The 21,871-nt window shown below is 58.6% G+C and carries 15 protein-coding genes; 10 read left to right on the forward strand and 5 right to left on the reverse strand.

From position 1 onward, the window contains the following. Positions 1-317 precede the first annotated feature (317 nt). Together OHL16_RS11755 and OHL16_RS11760 are read left to right on the forward strand one after the other, a co-directional pair. Positions 318-3,764 (forward strand): TonB-dependent receptor, encoded by a 3,447-nt coding sequence (locus OHL16_RS11755; protein WP_263367455.1) that lies wholly within the window; start codon positions 318-320, stop codon positions 3,762-3,764. Positions 3,765-3,931: 167 nt separating this feature from the next. Beyond that, on the forward strand, positions 3,932-5,968 hold the full coding sequence (locus tag OHL16_RS11760) for an ArnT family glycosyltransferase (protein WP_263367317.1): 2,037 nt from the start codon (positions 3,932-3,934) through the stop codon (positions 5,966-5,968). An 82-nt stretch (positions 5,969-6,050) separates the two neighbouring features. On the opposite strand, the gene OHL16_RS11765 is transcribed toward OHL16_RS11760, so the two are convergent. From OHL16_RS11765 to xrtA, 3 genes are all read right to left on the reverse strand, one after another. Beyond that, the gene (locus tag OHL16_RS11765) at positions 6,051-8,345 is read right to left on the reverse strand and encodes a tetratricopeptide repeat protein (RefSeq protein ID WP_263367318.1); all 2,295 of its coding nucleotides are present in this window, start codon (positions 8,343-8,345) and stop codon (positions 6,051-6,053) included. Positions 8,346-8,415: 70 nt separating this feature from the next. Further along, on the reverse strand, positions 8,416-9,096 hold the full coding sequence (locus OHL16_RS11770; protein WP_263367319.1) for an exosortase C-terminal domain/associated protein EpsI: 681 nt from the start codon (positions 9,094-9,096) through the stop codon (positions 8,416-8,418). Next, positions 9,093-10,064 (reverse strand): exosortase A, encoded by a 972-nt coding sequence (xrtA, locus tag OHL16_RS11775; protein WP_263367320.1) that lies wholly within the window; start codon positions 10,062-10,064, stop codon positions 9,093-9,095. The genes OHL16_RS11770 and xrtA overlap by 4 nt, the downstream gene beginning before the upstream one ends. 429 nt (positions 10,065-10,493) lie before the next feature. On the opposite strand from xrtA, the gene OHL16_RS11780 reads away from it, so the two are divergent. From OHL16_RS11780 to OHL16_RS11805, 6 genes are read left to right on the forward strand one after another with little or no spacing between them, the layout of a single operon-like run. Next, positions 10,494-11,162: a polysaccharide biosynthesis/export family protein gene (locus OHL16_RS11780; RefSeq protein ID WP_263367321.1), complete on the forward strand. Its 669-nt coding sequence runs from the start codon at positions 10,494-10,496 to the stop codon at positions 11,160-11,162. Between the two features lie 8 nt (positions 11,163-11,170). Continuing rightward, positions 11,171-12,505, forward strand: a complete 1,335-nt coding sequence (locus OHL16_RS11785; protein ID WP_263367322.1) for a hypothetical protein — start codon at positions 11,171-11,173, stop codon at positions 12,503-12,505. Positions 12,506-12,516: 11 nt separating this feature from the next. Further along, the gene (locus OHL16_RS11790; protein WP_263367323.1) at positions 12,517-14,040 is read left to right on the forward strand and encodes a GumC family protein; all 1,524 of its coding nucleotides are present in this window, start codon (positions 12,517-12,519) and stop codon (positions 14,038-14,040) included. A gap of 2 nt (positions 14,041-14,042) precedes the next feature. Further along, positions 14,043-14,975, forward strand: coding sequence for an ExeA family protein (locus OHL16_RS11795; RefSeq protein ID WP_263367324.1), 933 nt, complete (start codon positions 14,043-14,045; stop codon positions 14,973-14,975). Further along, entirely contained in the window at positions 14,972-15,913 is a 942-nt protein-coding gene (locus OHL16_RS11800) for a CpsD/CapB family tyrosine-protein kinase (protein ID WP_263367325.1), read from the forward strand. The genes OHL16_RS11795 and OHL16_RS11800 overlap by 4 nt, the downstream gene beginning before the upstream one ends. 19 nt (positions 15,914-15,932) lie before the next feature. Continuing rightward, complete coding sequence (locus OHL16_RS11805; protein ID WP_263367326.1) at positions 15,933-17,309, forward strand: TIGR03013 family XrtA/PEP-CTERM system glycosyltransferase; 1,377 nt, start codon at positions 15,933-15,935, stop codon at positions 17,307-17,309. Positions 17,310-17,366: 57 nt separating this feature from the next. Here OHL16_RS11805 and OHL16_RS11810 read toward each other — a convergent pair whose 3' ends face one another. Then, the gene (locus OHL16_RS11810) at positions 17,367-18,461 is read right to left on the reverse strand and encodes a sigma-54 interaction domain-containing protein (RefSeq protein WP_263367327.1); all 1,095 of its coding nucleotides are present in this window, start codon (positions 18,459-18,461) and stop codon (positions 17,367-17,369) included. Positions 18,462-18,977: 516 nt separating this feature from the next. Between OHL16_RS11810 and OHL16_RS11815 the strand changes: the two genes are divergently transcribed. Together OHL16_RS11815 and OHL16_RS11820 are read left to right on the forward strand one after the other, a co-directional pair. Beyond that, positions 18,978-20,408 (forward strand): sigma-54-dependent transcriptional regulator, encoded by a 1,431-nt coding sequence (locus OHL16_RS11815; protein WP_263367328.1) that lies wholly within the window; start codon positions 18,978-18,980, stop codon positions 20,406-20,408. Beyond that, positions 20,306-20,908, forward strand: a complete 603-nt coding sequence (locus OHL16_RS11820; RefSeq protein ID WP_396127174.1) for a DUF6982 domain-containing protein — start codon at positions 20,306-20,308, stop codon at positions 20,906-20,908. Before OHL16_RS11815 ends, OHL16_RS11820 begins: the two co-directional genes overlap by 103 nt. A 109-nt stretch (positions 20,909-21,017) precedes the next feature. Here OHL16_RS11820 and OHL16_RS11825 read toward each other — a convergent pair whose 3' ends face one another. Further along, complete coding sequence (locus OHL16_RS11825; protein WP_263367330.1) at positions 21,018-21,368, reverse strand: hypothetical protein; 351 nt, start codon at positions 21,366-21,368, stop codon at positions 21,018-21,020. Positions 21,369-21,871 lie beyond the last annotated feature (503 nt).

The raw sequence follows: 21,871 nt of genomic DNA on the forward strand, positions 1-21,871 counted from the left end.
AGGAGTGCGGCTTTAGCTTTGAGTCTGCTCCGGTAACTGACGCTCTAGCCAGAGATGCGTCGTAGTTATGAAATTCGGGATTGTTCTATAAAAATAATATGAATTGCCATTCATCCCTGGAAATAAGCCCTTTGTCACCAATGGGCCTGTTTGGCCACTGAGTTGCTTGATCGTTACCATCTTGTAACTTTTCGTTGAAATCTTTCAGCGGAGTGATTTTTTTGTAATAACCCAGGACTGGAGAACTCCCCTTGTTACGTATCAACCGAACAATGTTCGGCGGGCTCTTTGAAAAAAAAGCATCGCTTCTCTTGAGTGTGGTTCTGACGATCATTTTGGGTTTGGTTCCTGTGGCACGAGCGCAGGAGACTGGCCAGATCGCCGGAGCGGTAACCGACCCCCTTGGCGCTATGATTCCCGGCGCCCAGGTCGTGGTCAAGAACCTTGGCACGAATGCTACTCGCAGCGTGACGACGAACGCGGCTGGAGACTATGTCATCACCGGTCTTTCCCCAGCATTGTATGAGTTGTCCGCGACAGGGGCCGGGTTCAACCGGTTTGTATCCAAGGTCGAGGTCACGGTAGGCGGAAAGCTGACCGTTGACGTGAGGCTGACGGTGGGTGAGGCGACGACCACTGTGGAGGTTGCTGCCGATGGTATCGCTCAGGTGAATACGACGACCCAGGAGCTTTCGCAGGTCGTCAGCCATGACCAGATCTCACAGCTTCCCAGCCTTACCCGCAATCCGTACGACTTCGTTGCACTTTCCGGAAACGTCTCCAGTGGAGATAGTTCCTCGCCGGACAGCAATGGAAGAGGCGGTGGGTCCCAGAATTCCACCAATCGCGGCGTCGGGTTCAGCCTGAACGGCCAGCGCTCCAGCGGAACCGAGATTCTTCTGGATGGAGCGGAGAATATGAGCGTCTTTGGCGATTCGGTTGGAATTCAGGTTCCTGTCGACGCTGTGCAGGAATACCGGGTGGTCACCAGCAACTTCGGTCCTGAGTACGGCCGCGCCTCTGGCGGAGTCGTCAACGTCACGACGAGAACAGGCACCAACGCATTCCATGGCACGGTATGGGAGTTCAACCGGCTCTCGGCTTACACGGCCAATACGGTCACGAATGCGCAGACTGGCCTCCCCAAGGGAACGTACACACGCAACCAGTTTGGTTTCGCGGTGGGCGGCCCGGTCCTGAAGGACAAGCTCTTCTTCTTCGGAAGCGGAGAATGGACCCGCGTTCGCAGCTCTGCGAGCCTGAAGGGTGCAATTCCGACGCCGCAGTTCCTGGCGCTCAGCGCACCGAATGTCCAGGATTATTTCAGCAAGTACGGCACGAATGCTCCTTCCAAGTACATCAGCACGGTCTCGGCAGGCGCAGCAGGCATCAGCGGAGTACCGGCATCGACGCCGGCGTTCGGTATCGTCGGCTACAACGCTCCTGCGGACGCGGGTGGTGGTGTTCCGCAGAACACCTACAACCTGGTGGGCCGTGTGGACTACAACTTCAGCAACAAGACGCAGATGTTCTTCCGCTGGGTTGACTACAACGAGATCGATCAGTCGGGTTCCGTGTTCAATTCTCCCTACGCTCAGTACAACGTCGGAGAGAGCTTGAAGAACTCGGCCTATCTTCTGAATGTGGCGCACGAGTTCAGTCCGTCCCTCTCGAGCATTACGAAGGCGAGCTTCAGCCGTTTCAACACCTCCAACTCCTACAACACTGCTCTGCAGAATGTGCCGACGCTCATCGTGTCGTCGAACGCACAGATCCCGGGAACGAGCACCAACATTACGCTTCCCGGTTTCTATGACACGAATCCTGGAAACGGCGGCCTTCCGTACGGCGGTCCGCAGAACACGGTCCAGATCAACGAGGATCTCTCGTTTGTGAAAGGGAAGCACGCCACGCAGTATGGTGCGCAGATCCTTTACATCCAGGACAACAACGCGTACGGCGCTTACGCACAGGCCAGCGAGACGCTTGGAAAGAATCTGCCCCAGGGACTTCAGGCGCTGCAGAACGGAAACCTGTATCAGTTCCAGGCGGCAGTCAATCCGAACGGCGCACTGCCCTGCGTGAAGGACCCGTACTCGGGCGCCCTGACGCAGACTCCGGGTTGCTCCATCAATCTGCCGGCGTCAGCCCCAAGCTTCGCCCGCAGCGACCGCTTCCACGACTGGGCAGCTTACGCACAGGACACCTGGAAAGCGACTCCGAAGCTCTCGGTCAACTACGGTGTGCGGTACGAGTACTTCGGCGTGCAGCACAACAACAACCGCAGTCTGGACTCAAACTTCTTCTTTGGTCAGGGTTCGAGCCTTGCAGCGCAGATCCGTTCGGGTCAGGTTTACACCAGCCCGAAGAGCCCAATCGGCGGCGGCCTGTGGAAGCCGCAGTATGGCACGGTCTCTCCTCGCGTGGGCTTCGCTTACGATGTCTTCGGCAACGGAAAGACTTCGTTCCGCGCCGGCTACGGCATCAGTTACGAGCGTAACTTTGGCAACGTCACCTTCAACATCATCCAGAACCCCCCGAACTATGCGGTTGTGGTTGTGAACAACACGACCGTGACGAGCAACAACGCGGGTCCGCTTGGGGGCGCTTCGGGGAACGTTCCTCTGCCTCCAACCAGCCTCCGGAACGTCGACCAGAACATCCGCACCGCGCAGACGCAGTTCTGGAGCGCAGCGATCGAACAGCAGCTTGCTCCTAACACGGTCGTGTCTCTCCAGTACACCGGCTCGCGTGGCCTTCACCTGTACGACATCAAGAACTACAACGGGCTGGGCAGCGGCAACGCGATGCTTGGCGATCCGGTCACCGATCCGAAGGGACGCATCGATCCTTCGACAGGGTCCGTGTATCAGAAGCTCACGCGGCTGAACCCGCAGTACTCCAACATCAACAATCGTGGATCGAACGGCGACTCGTACTACCAGGGCATGAACGTTCAGTTCCAGAGCACGAACCTGCACCACACAGGCCTCAGCGTTGTGGCGAACTACACCTACTCGCACACGCTGGACGACCTGAGCTCGACTTTCTCTGAGACATCAGCCAACAGCAACGCATTCAACCTTGGCTACACGAACCCCTTCAACCCGGCGCTCGATCGCGGCAACAGCGACCTCGATGTCCGGAACCGCCTCGTCCTCGCACCTATGTACCGTACTCCGTACTTTGGGGGCAGCAAGCGCAGCTTGAGGAATGAGGCGTTCGGCGGCTGGCAGGTGACGGGGATCTATACGGTGCGCACAGGCACACCGTTCACCTACTACGACAGCACCAACAACGACTCCGGCTATAACTATGTCCGTTACACTCCCAAGGGTGTGGTTTCGCAAAGGACGTTCAAGAACCCACTGAGTGGGACTGCGGGCAATCTTGGCGGCAACACCTACGTGCTTGGAAACCTGCCGGACGCGAACTCCTGGGGAAATCCGGCTCTTCTTGGATACTCCGACTGGGGTCCGTACCCGGCGACGATGACTGCACGCAACGCCTTCCGCGGGCCTGGCGCGTGGAAGTTCGATGCGTCGGTCAGCAAGGCCTTCCAGCTTACGGAGCGGTTCAACATGGAGTTCCGCGCCGAGGGCTTCAACATTCTCAACCATCACAACCTGTACCTCCAGGAGAGCCAGTTTGACGTTGCCAACGGCGGCAACGCGATTCTTGCTTCCAAGGGCGGTATCGGGGCAAACAATGGCGCGAACGACGAACGTCGCTTCGGGCAGTTTGCTCTGAAGCTGAACTTCTAACCCTTTCCTCTGTCTTAGAGGAGCGGCGGAGAGCCTATGCTCTCCGCCGTTTTATTTTTATTGATTGAACGCGTAGCGGGACCGGCCTTGTTTCGTTGATCGGGGCTAATCAAACATGCGCCGCGACACTGGACGGAGATGGCCTAAATCGTTTTATTATGGCGCGTATGAGATTGTGGTCGCGTCGTGGTTTTGTAGTGGGTGGGGTGGCGCTTCTGCTGCTGGTGTTTGCGCTGCAGTTTGTCACTGTGGTGAAGCAGGAGTCGCTGACGTGGGATGAGGGCGACCACATCTTTGCCGGGTACATGTCGTGGAAGACGCATGACTATGGGCTGAATCCGGAGCATCCTCCGCTGATGAAGATGCTGGCGACCGTGCCTCTGCTGGGGCTTCCACTACATGTGCCTGCCGACCAGCATCGCTTCTTCAAGGATGAGGCGTATCTGGATGGGCGCGACATGCTCTTTGGCAGCGGGCCTGCGTATAGTGCGGAGACGCTGACGTTTCGCGCGCGGATGGCGACGGGAATCGTCGCGATGCTGTTAGGATTGCTGGTCTTTCTTGCGGCGCAGGAGATGTTCGGCGCTGGAGCGGGTTTTCTCGCGTTGACGCTGCTGGTGTTTGAGCCGAATGTGCTGGCCCATTGTGCGCTGGTGACGACCGACGTCGGCGTGTCGTGCTTCTTTCTGGCGACGGTGTATGCGTTCTATCGGTACTGCAAATCGCCGTCTGTCGGGCGGATGGTGGTTGCGGGGCTGGCCGCAGGATTGGCGCTGGCGACGAAGCACTCGGCCGTGTTGTTGCTGCCGATGGTGGGGCTGCTGGCAGCGGCGGAGGTGGCTTTCCGGTTTCCGGAGAGTGGAGTCGCTGTGGATGAGACTCGGGCGAGACGCGCTGTGCGGTTGTGCCGTGCGCTTGCCGCGATGGCCGGGATCGCGGTTGTGGTGTTGTGGGGTTTCTACGGCTTCCGCTACGACGCGCGGCCGGGTGCGCTGCGGCTCGATCCTTCGCTGGCAGAGTATGTCCATCCGCTGAAGGCTGTGGAAGCGAAGGGGATATTGTTTCTTTCCAAGTTACATATTCTGCCGGAGTCGTATCTGTACGGGTTGGCTGATGTGCGGGCGATGGCGAACGGCATGCCAAGCTTTATCTTCGGCAGAGTGTATGACCACGGAGTGTGGTTCTACTTTCCGGCTGTGCTGGTGATCAAATCAACGCTTGGGTTCCTAGCGCTGGCGCTGCTGGCGTTTGCGGCCCTAGCTGCGGGAAAGCTACGCCGCTGGCGCGAGATTCTGTTCGTGCTGGTTCCTGCGGGTGTGTATCTGTGGGTGGCGATGGGCTCGAGCCTGAACATCGGCGCGCGGCATATTTTGCCGGTTTACGCGTTTCTGTGCGTCTTTGCTGCGGGAGGCTGCTGGGCGTGGATTGAGCGTGGCAGCGGAGCAGAGACACACGGATGGAGCAGAGGATGGGCCGCGGTTGTGGGTGTGCTGCTGATGGCGCATGTCGTCTCGACGGCGCGGGCTTATCCGAACTACATGGCCTACTCGAACGAGTTGTGGGGAGGGCCTTCGCAGACTCACAAAGTGCTGACGGACTCGAATACGGACTGGGCGCAGCAGTTGCTTGCCGTGAAGAAGTACACAGATGAAAAGGGAATCAAGGAGTGCTGGTTCGCTTATTTTGCCGATCCGTTTTTGCGGCCGCGGGACTATGGGATTCCGTGCAGGCCGCTGCCTACGCCGGACGCGATCTGGTCGAAGATGCAGTATCCGGTGCCGCCGGTAATCCAGGGGCCTGTGTTTCTCAGTGCAGGCGATCTGACGTGGTTCGAGGCGGGGTCGAATGTCATGAATCCGTATCGCGAGTTTCAGGGATTGAAGCCGTCGGCGATGATCCAGGATGGCGTGCTTGTCTTTGAGGGTGGGTTTCATGTTCCGCTGGCTTCCGCGATGAGTCATGTGCTGCGCTCGGCTGAGTTGCTGAAGCAGCAGAAGAAAGACGAGGCTCTGGCTGAGGCACAGCAGGCGGTTGCAATTGCTCCCGATGCGTTGCAGACACAAATGGCGCTGGGCGATGCGCTCGCAGCGGCCCGGCGCGGACCGGAGGCACACGCGGCTTATGCCAGAGCGCTCAGGGTGGCTCAGACGATGGAGCCGGGTGCGCGAGAGACGTGGAGCGAGGCGATCAGGAAGAAGATGTGAGTGCGACGCCTCCGCTTCGCTCCGGCCGGAACGACAAGGTCATGGCGACCGGAGCGGCGGAAGTCGAGCCGTGACTCACGGATTAGCTGAGTGAGCCGAGTTCCTTTTGGGCGTCCTTTGCGGTTTGGCTGTTGGGGGCGAGTTCCGCTGCCTTCTTCAGGTGAAGCGTTGCGTCGGCTTTGTCGGAGAGTTTGCTGTACACCATTCCCAGGTGGTAGTGCATCGCGGCGTTGTTGGGTTCAGTCTTGATTGCGTCTTCGAGCAGGTCGCGCGCCGAGGAGTAGGTCCCCTTGTGGTAGTAAGCCCAGGCCAGAGTGTCCGCCGTGCTGGGTGAGTTCGGCATGATGCGGCGCGCGGTCTGAGCGAGTGTGAGGGCTACGTCGACGTTCTCGCCGTTGTCGAGCATCAGGTAGGCGAGGTTGTTGGCAGCGACTCCCTGCTCTGGCTGGATCTCGAGAGACTTCTTGTAGGCGGCGACGGCTTTGTCGCGGTTGCCCTGCGCCTCTTCCAGAAAGCCGAGGATGGCGTAGGCTCGCGCATCGTTGGGGTGTGTCTTGATCCAGTTCTGCCAGGAATCGACGGCGACGCCGGTATTGCCTAGTGTCAGCTGTGCGCGGGTGTAGGCCACGACGGCTGCATCGTCGGAGGGGTTGAGTTTCATCGCTGTTTCGGCGCTGGCGAGCGCGCCCTTTCCGTCTCCGGTGATTCGCTGGAGGTCGGAGAGTTCGTCGTAGTAATCGCTGTTGTTGGGAGCCTTGGCGATCTGGGCCTGCGTTCTGCTGATTGCCTTTGCGGGTTGCTTGTCATAGAGATCAAGCACGACGAGCAGGCGCAGGGAACGGGAGGATTCCGGATTGATATCGAGTGACTGCTGCAGCAGGGTTCGGGCCTCGGGGACCTTCTTCTCGGCGAGGCGGATCTGAGCTAGCTCGTAGTAGGCGATCGAGTTCTTCGGGTCCATCTTGATCGCCTCCTGGAAGTCGGCTCCGGCCTTGTCGTTCTGCTTCTGGCTGGCCTCGGAGAGTCCCCGCCATACGTAGGGCATGGAGGACTGAGGAGCAACGGCGAGGGTGGCTTCGGCAACCTGGGTGAGGAGTGTAAAGTCCTGTCGATTGAGAGCGACCTGAGCGAGGCCGTTCTGGGCTTCGAGGCTCCGGGGGTTCAGGCGGGTGGCGTCACGGTAGCTCTGTTCGGCGGTTGCAATGTCACCTTTGGCCACGGCAGTGCTGCCAAGCAGCAGCCTGAGCTGGAGATTCTCGGGGTTGTTCTTCGATGCCTTCTGGATGACGTTGAAGGCTTCGTTGGTCTTGCCGTCGTTGAGCAGGAGGATGCCGTTGAGAAAGGCGACGTCGGCGTCACCGGGGTCTGCCTTGACGAGCTCGGCAACCGTGTTCTTTGCTTTGGAGATATTCTTCTGGGCGATGAGGAGCTTTGCGTAGTTCACCTTAAGAGCCGTGCTCTTGGGGTGCTCTGCGACGAGCTTGGAGTAGACGTCGACTCCGTGATCGACCTGATGGGTTGCGAGGTAGTAGCTCTGGAGGAGCTGCGCGCCGCTCTTTGTATCGCCGAGATCTTCGGCCGTCTGATGAAGAGCCTCCTCCGCCTTTGCGGTGTCTCCTGCGCGTGTGTAGAGGTCGGCGAGGGTAGAACGCGCCATCAGGTTTTTGGGATCGGCTGCAACCGCGGCCCTTGCCTGTTCGGCCGCGCCGGCGGTGTCGCCCTTCTTCAGAAGGAGACCGGCGAGCACCATGTGAGGTCCTGCGCTCTTCGGATCGAGATCGACAGCCTTTTTGAGCTGGTCCAGAGCGGAGGCCTCTGTAGAAGGATCGGAGCTTTGCAGGAGCCCGAGCGAGGCATGGAACGAGCTCTTGCCCGGGTCGAGCGAGATGGCCTTCTGAATCTGCTCGATTGCGGTGGCGCGATCGCCCCCGGCCGTAGCGACTCCAGCGAGGAGAGCATAGGCGTCAGCGTTGTTGGGCTGGAGCGCCAGAACCGCGTCGGCCTGCTCCTTGGCCCGCGCCGGCTGTCGTCCGCTAAGCAGGACATTTCCGAGATCAATGCGGGCCTGGACGTTGCTTGGCTGAAGGTCCACAGTGCGGCTCAGTTCGACATATGCCTGCGCGCCAGACCCGGTCTTGAGGAAGGTTTTGGCAAGCTGGTAATGGGCTTCGGCGAAGTTGTGATCGATCTTGAGGGCATTGGCGAACTGAATCGTCGCTTCCTTGTACTTCCCATCGTTCGCGTAACGCTTGCCGCTCTCGAGATACTTCTGCTTCACGACGTTAGGATCGCGATGGCAGCCGAGAGAAGCGCCGAGCAGAAGCGTTGCAGCCAGTGAAGCAGTGATCGGAAGACTCAGGATCGGTAGCTTTCTCATTGCAGTGTCCTTTAGTTACAAATTCCTTGCGAATTTCGAAGCCTGGCGTCAGTCGCCAGGGTGGATGCGGCTAGTCTGGAATGAATCTTGGCAGGATGGGAGCCAACTGACTGGTGAAGGCGACGACCCGGTCGCGGGCAGCGTTGACCGGCTCAGTCGGCAGGATAGGTGAGATGACCCGCACAAGAGCGCCGTCGGTGCGGTTGAGCCGAATGGCATCGGCGATCATGTAGGCCCTGGCGACGTACTCATTGGGGATGCTGCGGCCGTGGGCTTGATACCAGTAGAGGACAAACTGCCGGCTGTTGCCGTCGCTGATAACGTACTCTCCAACGCGGTAGGGTTTTCCGTTCTGGGCGGTGAGTTCGACGTACTTCTGCGATTCGAAGGTCCAGCCGGATCCGGGAAGACAGTTCTGAGGAGAATGGATGGACTGGCCTGTGCGCTGGGTGGGGAAGTAGCCGATGAACAGGCTGATTGGAGCTGTGCTATTGACCGGTTCTGCAGGAGCAACGGTTGAGCCGCCGGAGCGGCTGGCGTAGACGCGGTTGAGGAAGTCGCCTTTGCCGAGAATGGCGAGAACCTCGTCGTCGAGCGGGATATCGCGAGTGTTCGTCCATGCCCCAATGGTCTGGGGCATCTTGCTCAGGGGCTCACTGGCGGGAACCTGATCGACGTCGCCGCGGCTGTGCAGCATGATCGCTGTCGCCAGGAGGAGCAGAACAACTGTCCAGTAACGGGGAGATGTCATAAGGAAGTCACCTTCGCCTCAGATTTGCGAGGGGAGAAGAGACGCATGATGCGGTGGAAGAGAAAGAGGCACACGAGAGAGACGACGAAGATAACCCACCCGGAGAACTCATGGAAGAAGCCCATAGCCTTGTTGGGGTCCCAGTACTGGACGCAAAGGCCGGTCCCGGTAATGCGGGCGGCGTTGGCGACGACCGCGATCGGAATGCTTGCCAGAGCAAGGATCACGCGGCGGGCGGTTGCCTTCTCGATGAAGTAGCCGTAGAAGACTGCGAGGGTGAAGAGGCTCATGAGCGAGCGGATTCCACTGCAGGCCTCGACGACCTCAAGCTTCATGGCCGGGAGCTCGATGACGTTGCCTTCGTGGAGGACCGGCACTCCGAACAATGGGAGGACAGCACTGGCAACCTTCGAAGCCAGGAGCTGCAAGGGGAAGGTGATCTGATTGAAGACGATCTGGGGGAAGGGAATCGCGAGCAACAGGACAAGGAGTGGAAACCTTACCGCCTTGAGCATCGGGCGACCCAGCAGCTTCCAGATGAGACCGGCCAGGACGAAGAGGAATGAGACGCGGGAGAGGAAGAGCTCAGCGCCGTAGACGCCGAGGATCAGGACTAGTATCCCGAATAGAATGAGCCAAATACCTCCCCATGAAGGCTTGAGGGGGGTATTGCGGATGGCTGCCCGGTTTTCCCAGAGGAGAAAGAGGGAAAACAAGGGAACGAGGAAGCCATGGGAGTAGTCCGGGAGATCGTACCAGTCGAAGATGAGCTTGCCGGCGATCCGGTAGTAGATCGCGACGAGCAGAAGCATGATGACGAGGGTGGGGAGCCGGCCGCGCTGGAAGAGCGTCAGCGAATCCCCTGTATTTTCAGCGGGTTCAAGCGGCCGTGTCTCCACGGAACCCGTTGTGGCGAATGCGTCTAGTGGAGCTCCAGGAGTTCCAGACGATTGAAGGGTATACTTCACGATTCACCTTTAAGCAATTCTTATTCCACCCGAGAGATTACCCTTTTATCCGCGGTAGCATCCTGATTCAGTACCAAGTAGCAGTAAAACAGTCCACAAAAATAGGAAAAACATTTCACAGTTGCTGGTAGGCTGCCGCATAAGAAGTAAAGTTTTAGACACATTGGAGCGTGGCAACACCATGCCTAGGCTACGTTCTTTAGAAAATGCGTCTTTTGGGTCCTCGTTGTTCCTCGGGAATACGAGTTTGGAACCTGTCGTGCTTACTGGTTCAATATGTCTTCTGCGGGCTCCCCAAAACGTACTTCTCGATACCCCACAGTACTGACTTCATTAACGCAAAGTCGTTCGACTGGCCACTTCTCAGTGTCAGCAAGTCTACAACGAATGTTCAAATTGCAGGGATGGATTTTCTTGAAGATAGAAGCAATGGATAAACGGAGTTACCTGATGAATCGGCTCTATGTCTATGCGGTCTATGCGGCCTTGTTTCTGTTGATCGTGACGATAAAGAGTAATGCGCAACCGCAGACGCCGGCTGGGTCGGTTTCGCCCGCTGCCGCTGCGCCGGCGCCACCGGCTGCAAACAAGCCAGTCCAGTCGGCGCTTGCTGATCCGTCGACCTATGTCATTGGCTCCGAAGACGTTCTGCAGGTGACGGTGTGGAGAGAACCGACGCTGTCCGGGACGATTCCGGTGCGGCCGGACGGAATGATCTCGCTTGTGCTGGTTGGGGACATGCCCGCAGCTGGCAGGACGCCGATGCAGCTGGCGGGAGACATCTCTGTGCGTCTCAAGAAGTACGTTCAGGACCCGAGCGTCTCCGTGGTGGTGACGGCGGTGAACAGCCAGCGCATCTTTCTGATTGGCGAAGTGGGCCACGTCGGCCCGGTTCCTTTGACGGCGGGTATGTCTCCGCTGCAGGCGATCTCGGCGGCGGGAGGTTTGACCCCGTTCGCGAATTCGAAGCATATCTATATTCTTCGCGGCGCGCAGGGCAAGCAGCAGAAGATCCCCTTCAACTATAAAGCGGCACTGAAGGGCGACAGTCACCAGGACATTACGCTGCTTCCCGGTGACACGATCGTTGTTCCATGAGGACTCGAATGAAGACAGGGATTGCGATACTTACGGCGATGATGTCCATGAGCGCGGCCTCGTACGGGCAGGCGACGCCGACGGCTGTGGCTTCGGGAGGCTCCGCTCTCTCGCCGTCGCAGGGCGCATCGGTGACAGACGGTGCCGTGCACTATTCACTGAGCGCTTCGGAGATTATCCAGCATGGGTTGTACACGAGCTCAACGACGGATTACACGACGAGTTTTTCGGGAAGCGCAGGTTATATATCGTCGAGCCAGAACCGGCCGTTCAGCCTTCTGTACACCGGCGGTCTTCTGGTGACGAGCTACAGCGGGCAAAGGATTCAGACATTCCAGAACGCTGCGCTTACGCAGCAGCTCGTGACCCGGCACTGGATCTTCGGAGTCTCGGACTCGGTCAGCTATCTTCCCCAGTCGCCGACGACAGGCTATTCGGGAATTGCGGGTGTTGGCGATCTGGGAACACTGGTGGGGCCCGCGACGGGACCGGCGGGAGGAATTCTCACCGGCTACGGCAAGCGCTTGAGCAACGGGCTGTCGGGAACCATCGAGCGCAAGCTCGGAGCGTCTACCTCGGTGAGCGGAACGGGCAACTGGGATATTCTGCGCTTTCTCGATGGCGTCGGTCTGGACACGACTTCGGTTGGAGGCACTGCGGCACTCAATCGACGCCTGGATGCGCGCAATACAGTGAGCGTCAATGCGAGCTACTCGATCTTCACGTACGGTACGTACTATGGCGACGTGAGTAATGCGTATGGCCTCAACGGCCTCTCCTTCCAGTCTCGTGGGATCAATCTTTCCTATCAGCGACTGTTGACGCGGTCGCTCAGCATGAACCTGTCGGCCGGGCCGCAATCGATCACCTCATCCAACAAGGCGGTGGCGCCATCGAGGCTGACGGTAAGCTCCACGGCCAGCCTTTTCTACACCCGCAAAGTGACGTCGGCGGCGCTGAGTTTTATCCGCGGGGCTAACGGCGGTTCCGGAGTCCAGCAGGGCACGATTGCCAACGTCGTCGGGGCGTCGCTCATGCGAGAGTTCGGCTCGTTGTGGCAGGCCACAGCCACTTTAGGCTATTCCCACAGCGAGGGACTGATTCAGAGCCCCACCATCAATGCTGCTTTGGGAATCAGGGGGACCTACAACAGCGTTTACGGGGGAGTTCAGGTGACACGCGCGCTTGGCAGGCACGCATCCTGCTATGCGAGTTACACGATTGAGAATCAATCGAACTCTCTCACCTCGGCCGCAGTGCCGAATGTATTCAATGGAACTGCCAACATCATCGGCATCGGCATCACCTATGCCCCTCGCTCAACCCGGCTCGGGCAGTTTTAAGGAGTAAGGCAATGCTTGGTCATCGTGTTTTGACGTTGCAGGACTACACAGCGATTCTGAAGCGTAGATGGTGGGTGATTGTGGTCCCCATGCTGTTGTTGGCTCTGGTGGGGTTTACGATTACGTTTTTTGTGCAGCCGGTGTACGTCTCACAGACTCTGGTTCTGATCGAGCAGCAGAAGGTTCCGGATGACTACGTGAAGCCGGTGGTCTCGGAGGACCTTAACGCCCGCCTGTCGTCGATGCAGGAGCAGATTCTGAGCCGCTCCAGACTGCAGCCGATCATTGAACGCTTCAATCTCTATGGCGCAAACAAGCTTGGGATGGATGAGCGCATTGAGAAGGTCCGCAAGGACATTGACATCAAGCCCATCCAGTCGCAGATTGCGAGAGCGAATGGCCTGCCTGGATTCTTCATCTCCTTCAAGGCGGGCGATCCGCACACGGCGCAATCGGTGTGCAGCGAGATTACTTCGCTCTTCCTGAGCCAGAACCTGCGAGACCGCGAGCAGTCGGCTATGGGGACAACGGACTTTCTGAAGGGGCAACTGGAGGATGCCAAGCGGAACCTGGACGACCAGGACGCCAAACTGGCTGACTTTCAGCGGACCTACATGGGGAAGTTGCCTGGAGACGAGAGCACCAGCATGAATATGCTGATGACTTTGAACACGCAGCTTGATGCGACGACCCAGGCCTTGTCCCGCATGGAGCAGGACAAGAGCTACGGCGAGACGATTCTAGCGCAGCAGGTTCGCGAGTTGCAGGCTCCACAGACGAAAGTGCAGCCTCAGGTCCAGCAGGCGGAGTTGCAACAGCTGCAGACCCAGGAGGCAGATCTGACGGCCCGTTATACAGATGACTATCCGGATGTTGTCGCGGTGCGCCGGAAGATCAAAGATCTGCGGGCGGAGATGGAAAAGGCCCCTGCAACGCAGTCGGCGGCTCCCACCGTCAGCGGCCCAGAGCCGGCAAGCATCCAGCAGCTCCGAGCGCAGCTCCATTCGCTTGATATGGGAATTGCGCAGAAGAAGCGCGATCAGGCGAAGCTCCAGGACCAGATTGCCATGTACCAGAACCGCATTCAGGCCAGCCCGATGGTTCAGGAGCAATACAAGAACCTGACCCGCGACTATCAGACAGCTCAGACGTTCTACGACGATCTCTTGAAGAAGATGAATCAATCCAAGATGGCGACGGACCTGGAACGACGGCAGCAGGGCGAGCAGTTCAAGGTGATGGATGCGCCGAATCTTCCGGAAGCGCCGACGTCTCCCAATCGCGCCATCTTTCTGGGCGGTGGGCTCCTTGCAGGCGCTTTGCTCGGCCTGCTGGTCAGCGCGCTGCTGGAGTACCGCAACACCGAAGTGCGGAGCGAACGCGATATCTGGGCCTTTACCAAGCTTCCTACGCTCGCCGTGATTGCGTTCACGGAGCAGGAGGATATGGCCGGACCGAAGCGGCGATTTGGCTTTGGCCGTCGAAAACCAACGCTTACTGCCGGCAGTAAGCCAGCGATGTCTTCAGGTTCATAACGATGTATAAGACCTTCTTCAGGCTGCAGAGCAATCCGTTTGGAACGAGTCCCGACCCGCGGTTCCTCTACATGATGCCGCATACACGGGAGGTCCTCGCGTGCCTGGAGTATGGCATCTCCGCGAGGAAGGGCTTTACGGTTCTGACGGGCGAGGTAGGCACGGGCAAGACGACGTTGCTGCGCCGCGCGCTCAGTTCCTTCCAGGACAGAAGGATCTCGACGTCGTTCGTCTTCAACCCGCGGCTCGACGTTCTGGACTTTCTCGACTTCGTCCTGACGGACTTCGGCGTTGTTCCGACGACGCGGACCAAGTCCGGGATGCTGCTGCAGCTCAATCGCTGGCTGATTGAACGGTTCCGGATGGAGGAGACCTGTGTTGTGGTGGTCGACGAGGCGCAGAACCTGTCATGGGACCTGCTGGAAGAGATTCGCCTGCTGACCAACCTCGAGACGTCTTCGGAGAAGCTGCTGCAGATTGTGCTCTCCGGGCAGCCCGAGCTTGAGGAGAAGCTGAAGCATCCGAGCGTACGACAGCTACGGCAGCGCGTTTCGCTGTGGTGCAGGACGCAGTCTCTGACGGAGACGCAGACGTTTGCCTACGTCGGCGAGCGGCTGCGGATTGCCGGCGCGTCGTGGATGATCTTCTCGCAGGAGGCGCTGGAGCGCGTTCACCGTTATTCGCGCGGGATTCCCCGTGTCATCAATCTGGTTTGTGAACACTCGTTGGTTGTGGCTTTTGTGGAGCAGGTGAAGCAGGTAACTCCTGCGATCGTCGAAGGAGTTGCACTGGAGCTTGAATTGGAAACACAGCCATTTTTGATCTCTCCAGCAGCATTGAACGGGAGAGATCCTCTGATGCGAACTGCGGCCGGAGAGGGATCGGGAGCAGTCGCAACTTTCAATCGTGACTTTAACGGAAGGCAAGATCGATGAGCCGGATATACGAAGCACTGCAAAAGGCAGAATCAGAGCGGAAGACAGAGCGTGGCGTTCAGCAGCAATCTCCTGCATCGCCTGCGCCCCTGCAGGACGAAGTTGCGCAGGAGCCTCATCGCTGGCAGACCGCAGTGGCGGACCGCATGGAGCCGGAGACCATGCTGGAGGACGCGCCCGTGGTCACGTCAGCTGCTCTGACGCGCGATCTGGAGGGAGTTCGCGAGCTTCCGTGGGCTCCGCTCGTCAACCGGCTCCCGGCTCTGATGGAACGCGGCTCTGCGGTGGAGCAGTTTCGCAGCCTGCGGTCGAGGCTCTTTGAGCTTCGCGATATCAAGCCGCTGAAGTCAATTCTGATTACGAGTGGACTCCCGCAGGAGGGCAAGAGCTTCGTCGCTTCGAATCTGGCGATCAGCCTTGCGCGACACAAGAGCAGCAAAGTGCTGTTGATTGATGGGGACATGCGCCGCTATTCGCTCCACGAGGTGTTTGGGACTACGTCCAGTCCGGGACTGGCGGACTACCTGGCGGGCAGAGCGGAGATATCAGACGTGATGCAGCGGGCCCAGGTCCAGGATAAGGACCGCGCGTCCGCGCTGCCAAATCTCACGTTCATTCCGGGAGGAAACGGAGGCGACAAAGCCGCGGACCTCTCAGGAAATCCTCGCTTTGCGGAACTGATTCAAAGCGTCTCGCCTTACTTTGACTGGATTGTGGTTGACTCGTCCCCCGTGCTTCCTGTCTCGGATGCCGTGAACCTGGCGCGCGCCTGCGATGGCGCTCTTCTGGTAGCGCGTCATGGAGTCACGAAGTTTGCTGTTGCACAGCGGGCGCAGAGTGAGATGAAGGCCGCAAACGTTCTCGGTTTCGTCCTCAATGCGTCCGACAATCCTCCGGACCTGAACAGCTATTACGGATATGGCCACAGCAGCAGCTAGCAGGGAGTCAGTTGCCTAAATGATTCGGCTCTTCAATGTGTATTACTCCACTCGCACGTTTGTGTTGCTCTTGTGCGAGGCTCTCCTGGCTGGCGGCTCCTTTCTGTTGGCCACCGCGATCTGCCTGGGACCGGATACTTACCTCGTCCTGAACTACGAGTACGGGGCGCTGAAGATTCTTGCCCTTACGGTCCTCACTCTGCTTTGCTCCTATTACTTCGACCTGTACGAGCCGCAGCGGATCTCGGCCCGATGGGAGATCTACTTCCGGCTGTTGCTGGTGCTTGGATTTATCTCCTTTCTCCTTGCAGCGGTCCTCTACCTGTTTCCGGCCGTTGATATCGGACATTACGTTCTTGTGCTGGGCCTTGTCTTCCTTACGGTGGCGCTGTTCATGTGGCGCAGCGCGTATGAGTGGATCATCGGGCATGAGATCTTTCGCGAGCGGGTGTATGTGCTGGGTGGCGGGGAGCGCGCCCGCGCCGTCGTTGAGACTTTGCGGGCGCGCAAGGACGTCGGCATGGAGGTCGTCGGCTGGGGAGAGACGGCTTTGGGAAAGAGTGAACGCAAGCAGGCGTTCACCTCTGCGCTGGCTCCCTTCCTGGCTCCGAAGCCTGTGGTCGATCGAGTGATTGTCGCGCTGGAAGACCGGCGCGGAGAGCTGCCGATCAATGAGTTGCTGAAGCTGCGCTTCCACGGGGTCGTCATTGAGGAGGCGGCCACGCTGCTCGAAAGACTCACAGGCAAGCTGCACCTGGATAGCCTGCGGCCGAGCAGCTTCATCTACGCGGAGGGGTTTCGCATCAAGCCTTCGCAGCAGATCGCCCGGCGCATCGTCTCTACACTGGCGGCGGCGACCGGGCTGCTTCTGTTTCTTCCCTTTTTCCCGTTCGTGGTGCTGATGGTCCGGTTATCTTCGCCGGGGCCGATCTTCTTCCGCCAGGTTCGAGTGGGGCTGGGCGGGAAGAACTTTTCGGTCTACAAATTTCGCACCATGCGTACGGATGCCGAGGCGGCCGGCGCCAAGTGGGCTACCAAGGATGATCCGCGCGTGACGCGAATCGGCCGGTTCATGCGAAAGGTACGGCTGGACGAGGTTCCGCAGTTGTGGAACGTGTTGCGGGGAGACATGGGGTTTGTCGGCCCGCGGCCGGAGCGCCCCGAGTTTGTTCCTCTGCTTGTGGAGAAGATCCCCTACTTTGAACTCCGGCATATGATCCGCCCCGGGCTGACGGGCTGGGCGCAGGTGCGCTTCGGCTACGGCTCGACGCTGGAACAGAACCGGGAGAAGCTGGAGTTTGATCTCTACTACATCAAACACATGACTCTCGGACTGGATCTGCTGATCATGTTCGAGACGATCAAGACGATCATCCGGCGTCAGGGCTCGCAGTAGGCGGCAAAGAGTAGAGGCCCAGGCTTGATGCCTGAGCCTCTTCGCCCTCCTGCTGTTTCAAAAGACCCGGCTTCGCGAAGCTGCGGTCTTGACGGAGCGGGGCTCGCTCTTCTTGACGAGGGTGGGAATGCGGAGGGGACGTGGCGGAACCTCCGGCATGCCGATCTCGCTCAATTTATAGAGAAGCGAACGGTAGCTGATCTGGAGCCATTTGGCGGTCTTCTGGCGGTTCCAGCTATTGGCCTGCAGGACCTTGAGGATGATCTGGCGCTCGAGGTCGTGCGTGGCCTTCCGCGTGATGTTCTTCAGGGAGACGGGCTCGCTTAGATCGAGCTCCGTGGTGATGCCGTCGCGTGGCGTCTCTGGCATCATCTCGGCGACGAGCGCCTCCTCGCTGCCGATCAGGACGTAACCGCGGATCAGGTTTTCGAGCTGCCGAATGTTTCCGGGCCAGTGATAGCTCTGCATCATGCGGACGGCGCTCTTGGAGAGCAGCTCGGGAGTATGGTGGAAGACCTTGGCGTAGTGCTCGATGAAGTAGTCGATCAGGATCGGCAGATCGGCGATGCGCTGCCGCAGCGGGGGAAGATTGATTGTCACCGCATTGATGCGGAAGAGGAAGTCCAGGCGGAAGGTGCCGTCTTCGACCTGGTTGCGGAGATCGCTGTTAGCGGCGGAGACCAGCCGGGTGGTGATGCTCCGAGGCTCATGCCCTCCTACGCGGACGAAGGTTCCGTCCTGAAGGACCTGCAGGAGCTTGGACTGGACCCCGAGGTCGAGGCTGCCGACCTCGTCCAGGAAAAGAGTTCCCATGTGCGCCTGCTCGACGCGGCCGAGCTTGGTGGCCATGGCTCCGGTGAAGGCTCCTTTTTCGTAGCCGAAGAGCTCGGTTTCGATCAGGGAGTGCGGGATGGCCGGGCAGCTCACCTTAACCAGGGAGCCTCGCGCACGGAGTGAAAGGGCATGAAGAAGCCGGACGCAGAGCTCCTTTCCAGTGCCGCTTTCCCCTTGAATTAGAACGGGTACGTCGGTTTCTGCTACCTTCTCCAGCTTATTTCGGACCGCCTGCATAGCTGGCGTCTTGCCGAAGATGATATCGAGCGGGGGGAGGCTGAAAGAGACGGCGGATTCGGCATTGGAGACCAAGGTCATGTTTTCCTGTCGATGAAGGTGCAGTACCGCAACACTGCAATACTCTTCACATGTGCACGTTGAGCACCAATCTCGCGGGTGGGGGCAAGTTTTCGGTTGAGGAAAGCTGGCCCGGAACCATCTATTTGTAAGATGCGCATGAAAGGGTTGCCCGTAACCTCACGTTTACAGGGGTTTTCGCGGTCACCTCCACGTCTTGCAAAAAGGTAACTTTGAGGAAAATTAGCGCTTTTTCGCTCGGTTATGAGGTCGTTTGCATGTAAGCTAGGCCATACCGACAGAGGGGATGGGAAAACGTTTATCTCTTTTGTCGGCAAAATTCTTAACATTTTTGTGTCTTTGTTTAGTTAACTCGGGCTAGAATTCGCAGAGTAAACACGCCGTGGGAGATTTCCTCCCCACTTTCCCGGCGGGGGTGGAACCAATGGTTCACGTAGGCGGGCGGTTTGTCCGTGAGTCTACGAGTCTCGCAAGGTTTGGACGAACTTGATCCAGACCGGCACATAGGGGTGTTGTATGTCTGCATCGCTGTCGTATACGGTCTCTGGTTTCAAATCGGGCGCGAAGAAGCGGTCCCAGATTCTCATCCTCGAACCTGACCTGGCGGTCCTTGACTATCTCCGCTTGACCCTGGGTGATCAATATTCCCTCAGCCTTTTCTCCGAGGAGCAGTCTCTGCTCGATCGTCTCGAGGGCAAGGATGACGCTGATCTGCTGCTGCTGGCGACGCATGGGAGCCGCGATCCGCTTCCATTGCTGACACACATCCGGTGCACAAAGCCTCACCTTCCGGTAATCGTGCTGTCGTGCTCGGCGGAGTTGCGCGATCTCGAGATGGTGATCCGTCTCGGCGTGCGCGCAATCGTGATGAAGCCGTTCGTGGGCAGCGATATCGAGCAGGCCATCGAGGAGCACCTGGCGAGCGTGCCGAAGAGCAACGGAGCCACCGAGTCTCCGCGTGAGATTCCGCTGAACGAGACGCACTCGTTTGTGCGGTCGAGCAAGCGGATGCGCGAGCTGGAGTCGCAGGCTTCACTGGTCGCCCGGGCGGACATTCCTCTGCTGATTCTGGGCGAGAGCGGAACGGGCAAGGAGATCCTCGCGCTGTTCACGCACATGATGTCGGCCCGCAGCCAGAAGATGTTCCTGAAGGTCAACTGCGCCGCTGTGCCGGCGGACCTGCTGGAGAGCGAGCTCTTCGGCTACGAGCAGGGCGCCTTCACTGGCGCGATCAAGACCAAGCCGGGCAAGTTCGAGATCTGCACGGGAGGCACGATCTTCCTGGACGAGATCGGCGAGATGCCCGCGTTGCTGCAGGCCAAGCTGCTGCAGGTGCTGCAGGATGGCACCTTCTCCCGGCTGGGAAGCCGTTCGCCGATGAAGGTTGACGTGCGCGTGATCGCCGCGACCAATATCAATATGAAGGAAGCGATGGCGAACAAGACCTTCCGCGAGGACCTCTATTACAGGTTGAATGGATTCACGCTGAGCATTCCTCCTCTACGTGAACGCCGCGATGAGATTCCGGTGCTGTCGGAGTACTTTATGCGGAAGGGAGCCAAGCGGTACGGCCGCAATCCGCTGCCGTTCTCGCAGAATCTGTTGAATGCGTTATCTGAGCACAACTGGCCGGGCAATCTGAGAGAGCTGGAAAATGTAGTGAACCGCTATCTCGTTCTTGGGGATGAGCATGCGATTATGGAAGAGCTTGCACCTGAACCACAGGCGCAGGCGGCTGCCGCTGTCACCGCAGAGCCATCGGGCGCCGGGTTGAAGGCGCTCGTGAAGAATCTGAAGGGTGACGCTGAGTCCGCGGCGATCGCACAGGTGTTGGAGGGGACTGGATGGAACCGGAAGGCAGCGGCAAACGATCTGCAGATAAGCTACAAAGCGCTGCTGTACAAGATCAAGCAGTACGATCTGACGCCTCCGAATCGCGCGTCGTAGCGTCGAAGGGCCCTGCGGCTGCGGCGGACAGCGCATACAAGGTTATCCTCCGTTTTGAAGACCGGACGATCCGTGGGTTTGCGGACGTGAGTGAACTGGGGTCGATCGAGAAGTTGCTGCGAAACGATCCCCAGTTCCGCCTCGACTCTGTTCGCCTGAAGCTGCTCGATACGCAACAGGTGGAAGAGATTGCGACCAGCGAAGCGAAGGCGGTCTTTTTCGTAAAGACCTTCGATGGCAATGAGAGTCATAAGGCGCTTCATTTCCATGAGCACTCGCCGATTACGCCTGGTCTCTGGGTGAGGGTGTACTTCTACGACAACGAGATGATCGAGGGGATCATCGGCAACACGCGGGACTTTGTGCTCGAGGACGGCTTCTTCCTGATGCCGACCGATCCGAATGGCAACAACCGGCTCGTCTACGTGCTGAAGCGCGGGCTCAAGGACTTCCATGTTCTCGGGATCAGGAATTTCCCGAAGAACCTGATGAAGGGGTAGCTGCACGCCCACTTTCAATTCATTCAAGAAGTTTGAGGCGGCAGGCCGGAGGTGTCTCCGGCCTGCCTGGGTTGTTGGTTAGCCGTTGTCTTCGCCACTGGCGAATGGGTTAGTCGTCGTCTTCGTCAAAGTCGTCTTGATCGACGTCGACGTTGATGCGAGTGCGGACGGTTGCGGCTTCGTGGAAGCCAACGCCGACCTTGAAACCGACCGGCTTGAGAGGCGCGGGAGTGACATCGATGGCCAGCTTCTCCATCTGCTGCCAGGTGGGCCGGTTCTTGTCGTAGTAGCCGGTGCACTCGTGGACCGTGAAGGGCAGCATGATGTTCGGTTCGACGTAGCAGCAGACGGTGATCTGCTCGGACTCGCGGTAGCCGGTGATGATCAGCGCGCGAGAGCAGGTCTTGCACAACGACTCTGAGCCGACGGGCGTTCCGTTCTTGATGTAGGTCTTGCTCATGGCAAGGCTTCTTTCTAACCGGGAGTTGACCGGTAGTCATTGGCTGGGGAACAGGCGATAACAGTGCGCTCTTCCGCTAAGCTGCACAAACTTACGTTTGTGACAGGAAACGAACCTGCGATCGAAGCAACTGCTATCTACGCCGCAGGTCGAACCTAGTTGAAACTACGAGCGATGCTATGCCAGGGAATGAGCGAGAAGACAGGTCGAAGGAACTGGCCTTTTCGCCACTCAGGAATGCTGGTTGTGCGTTCGGTCTAGCGTAGGAGCTGGGCTTAGTAACTCTGACCAAGCAGGAACCATGCCCGGCGATCGCCGCAGAGGCTGACTCTCTCTGGGGACCTACGCATCGTGTTGTGCGATTTGATGTTCATCGGGCTTCTCCTGCGCAGGAGTTACTTTGAATAGGTGTTGGGGAAATAGCAAGTAGCTACCCGGGATTTTTGTAGGTTATTTTTTGTGGGAGTTAGCTTCGAGAGAAGTTAGTGAGTGGTACAAAAGCA

The organism is Edaphobacter bradus, assembly GCF_025685645.1.
GTDB classification, from domain to species: Bacteria; Acidobacteriota; Terriglobia; order Terriglobales; family Acidobacteriaceae; genus Edaphobacter; species Edaphobacter bradus.